Here is a 2,490-nt window from a genome sequence, read left to right as displayed (position 1 = left end):
TCTGGCTTCTACCTGCTGTCTCGCGCGGCTGACGCCGGCGTTGCAAAAATGGACGCGTGGACCGTTCACATCGCCGTGCTGTCTACGCCAACTGCGCCGCCGACGTGATTGCAAATAGATGACTTGATACGCATCGGTTTCGAGCCTGCTACCTTTGCCTTGTCGCCGTTCGCTTTCGACCGCGACCATTCGATAGTTCGCATCGGGCGTTCACTTGCGTCCGATGCGTGCGGCCTGTCCGTGTTTGAGTTGCGGGGTGGAGCATGTCATTCAATAGCGCGGATGCGCCGGTCGACGCCAGTTCTTCTGCCGGGCGCGCAGCGGAATATGTACGCATGTCGACCGAACACCAGCAGTATTCCACCGAGAATCAGCGCGACCGGATTCGAGACTACGCTGCCCGTCGCGGATTCCAAATTGTCCGTACGTATGCTGATGAGGGTAAGAGCGGGCTACGGATTGACGGCCGGCAGGCGCTTCAAAATCTCATCTCTGATGTCGTCAATGGCAATGCTGACTTTTGCGTCATCCTTGTTTACGACGTGAGTCGATGGGGGCGATTCCAGGATGCTGACGAGAGCGCGTACTACGAGTACATCTGCCGCCGCGCCGGCATCCAGGTCGCGTACTGCGCCGAGCAGTTTGAGAACGACGGCTCACCGGTCTCGACCATCGTCAAAGGCGTGAAACGGGCCATGGCTGGCGAATACAGCCGGGAGCTCTCGGCTAAGGTGTTCGCAGGCCAGTGCCGCTTGATTGAAATGGGGTTCCGCCAAGGAGGGCCGGCAGGCTATGGATTGCGGCGCGTGTTAGTCGATGACCATGGCCTCATGAAAGCAGAATTGCACCGCGGCGAACATAAAAGCCTCCAGACGGACCGGGTGATTCTCATGCCGGGGCCGGAAAGCGAGGTGCGAACGGTCAACCTGATTTACGACTGGTTTATCGATGAGTCGCTCGACGAATACGAAATCGCCGCGCGTCTGAACGGAATGCGCGTTCGGACTGACCTCGACCGGGAATGGACACGAGCCACGGTACGCGAGGTGTTGACCAACGAGAAATACATTGGCAATAACGTGTACAACCGTGTGTCGTTCAAGCTGAAGAAGATGCGTGTGACCAACACACCTGATATGTGGATTCGAAAAGAAGGTGCGTTTCAGGCAATTGTTCCGAGCGAGACGTTCTACACGGCTCAAGGCATCATGAGAGCCCGGGCGCGTCGCTATTCAAACGAGGAATTAATCGAGCGGCTGCGCGGCCTGTATCGAAGTCGAGGATTTCTTTCTGGTGTCGTGATTGATGAAACCGATGGCATGCCATCCACATCGGTCTACGTGTACCGTTTTGGCAGTCTGATTCGCGCGTATCAGACCGTTGGTTTTACACCCGGCCGGGATTACCGTTACATCGAAACCAACCGCTTCCTGCGGCAACTCCATCCGCAAATCGTCTCACAAACCGAAACGAAAATCGCGGATTTGGGTGGCACAGTGATACGCGACCCCGCAACCGACCTGCTGACGGTCAACGAGGAGTTCACAGCCTGCATCGTACTCGCCCGTTGTCAGGCACATGACAATGGTCGCAATCACTGGAAGGTGCGCTTCGACACCAGTCTTCTGCCGGACATCACGGTTGCCGTGCGCCTCGACCAGACCAACGAATCGACGCTGGACTACTACCTGTTGCCACATCTGGATTTTTGCCAGCCTCGCATTCACCTAGCGGACCAGAATCCCATCGAGTTTGAGAGCTATCGCTTCGATACACTGGATTACTTGTATGGCATGGCCGAACGCGCCCGTCTCAGGAGAGTAGCGTGAATTCGCGGCAGCAGCCCGGAGAAATCCGGATGGTCCCTGTCGCGCAGATTGAAGTTATCAATCCGCGAGAACGGAATGGTCGGGTTTTCAAAGAAATCGTCGATAACATCAAGACTATTGGCCTAAAAAAGCCCATCGTGGTGACGCCGCGAGCGACGACCAGCGGCATAGAGAAATATCTTCTTGTGTGCGGCGAAGGCCGATTGAAGGCATTCCGCTCGCTTGGAGAGGCGACCATCCCCGCGCTCGTCGTCAGCGTCAGCGACGAGGACGCGTTCGTCATGAGTCTGACTGAAAACATCGCGCGCAGGCAGTGTCGCCCTCTCGAACGGCTCGCTGGCATTCGGCAATTGCAGGAACAGGGATATGCGCCAAAGGTCATCGCCGAAAAGACAGGGCTCACGGCGACCTACGTTCACGGCATCCTCACGCTGCTGCATCAGGGTGAAGAAAGACTTGTTGTTGCGGTGGAGAAAGGCCTCGTTCCCCTGAATGCCGCCCTCATCATTGTCGGAGCCGGCGACGACGATACCCAGATACAGGCCGCGCTCCAGGAGGCGTACGAATCGGGAAAATTGCGGGGCAAGCAACTGATGAGCGCCCGTCGTGTCATTGAGCGAAGAAAGGCACTCGGACGAAGCACCGCACACAATATGACCAG

The 2,490-nt window shown here is 56.9% G+C and carries 2 protein-coding genes; both read left to right on the top strand.

What is annotated here, in order from left to right; genetic code table 11:
- The first annotated feature begins 263 nt into the window (after nt 1-263).
- A complete protein-coding gene (locus NCS28_RS33020; RefSeq protein ID WP_087752351.1) occupies nt 264-1,829 on the top strand; it encodes a recombinase family protein in 1,566 nt (521 codons plus the stop codon).
- A partial coding sequence (locus NCS28_RS33015; protein ID WP_250517967.1) for a ParB/RepB/Spo0J family partition protein occupies nt 1,826-2,490 on the top strand: 665 nt, incomplete at its 3' end. The genes NCS28_RS33020 and NCS28_RS33015, both read left to right, overlap by 4 nt.

The sequence above is a fragment of the Caballeronia sp. INDeC2 genome, from assembly GCF_023631325.1.
GTDB lineage: Bacteria > Pseudomonadota > Gammaproteobacteria > Burkholderiales > Burkholderiaceae > Caballeronia.
Note: the sequence above shows the minus strand (reverse complement) of the source record. Positions and strands in the feature narration are given on the sequence as shown.

Excerpts from the sequence above, each read along its gene's own strand:
- NCS28_RS33020 (WP_087752351.1), top strand. The coding sequence starts at position 264 with ATGTCATTCAATAGCGCGGATGCGCCGGTCGACGCCAGTTCTTCTGCC.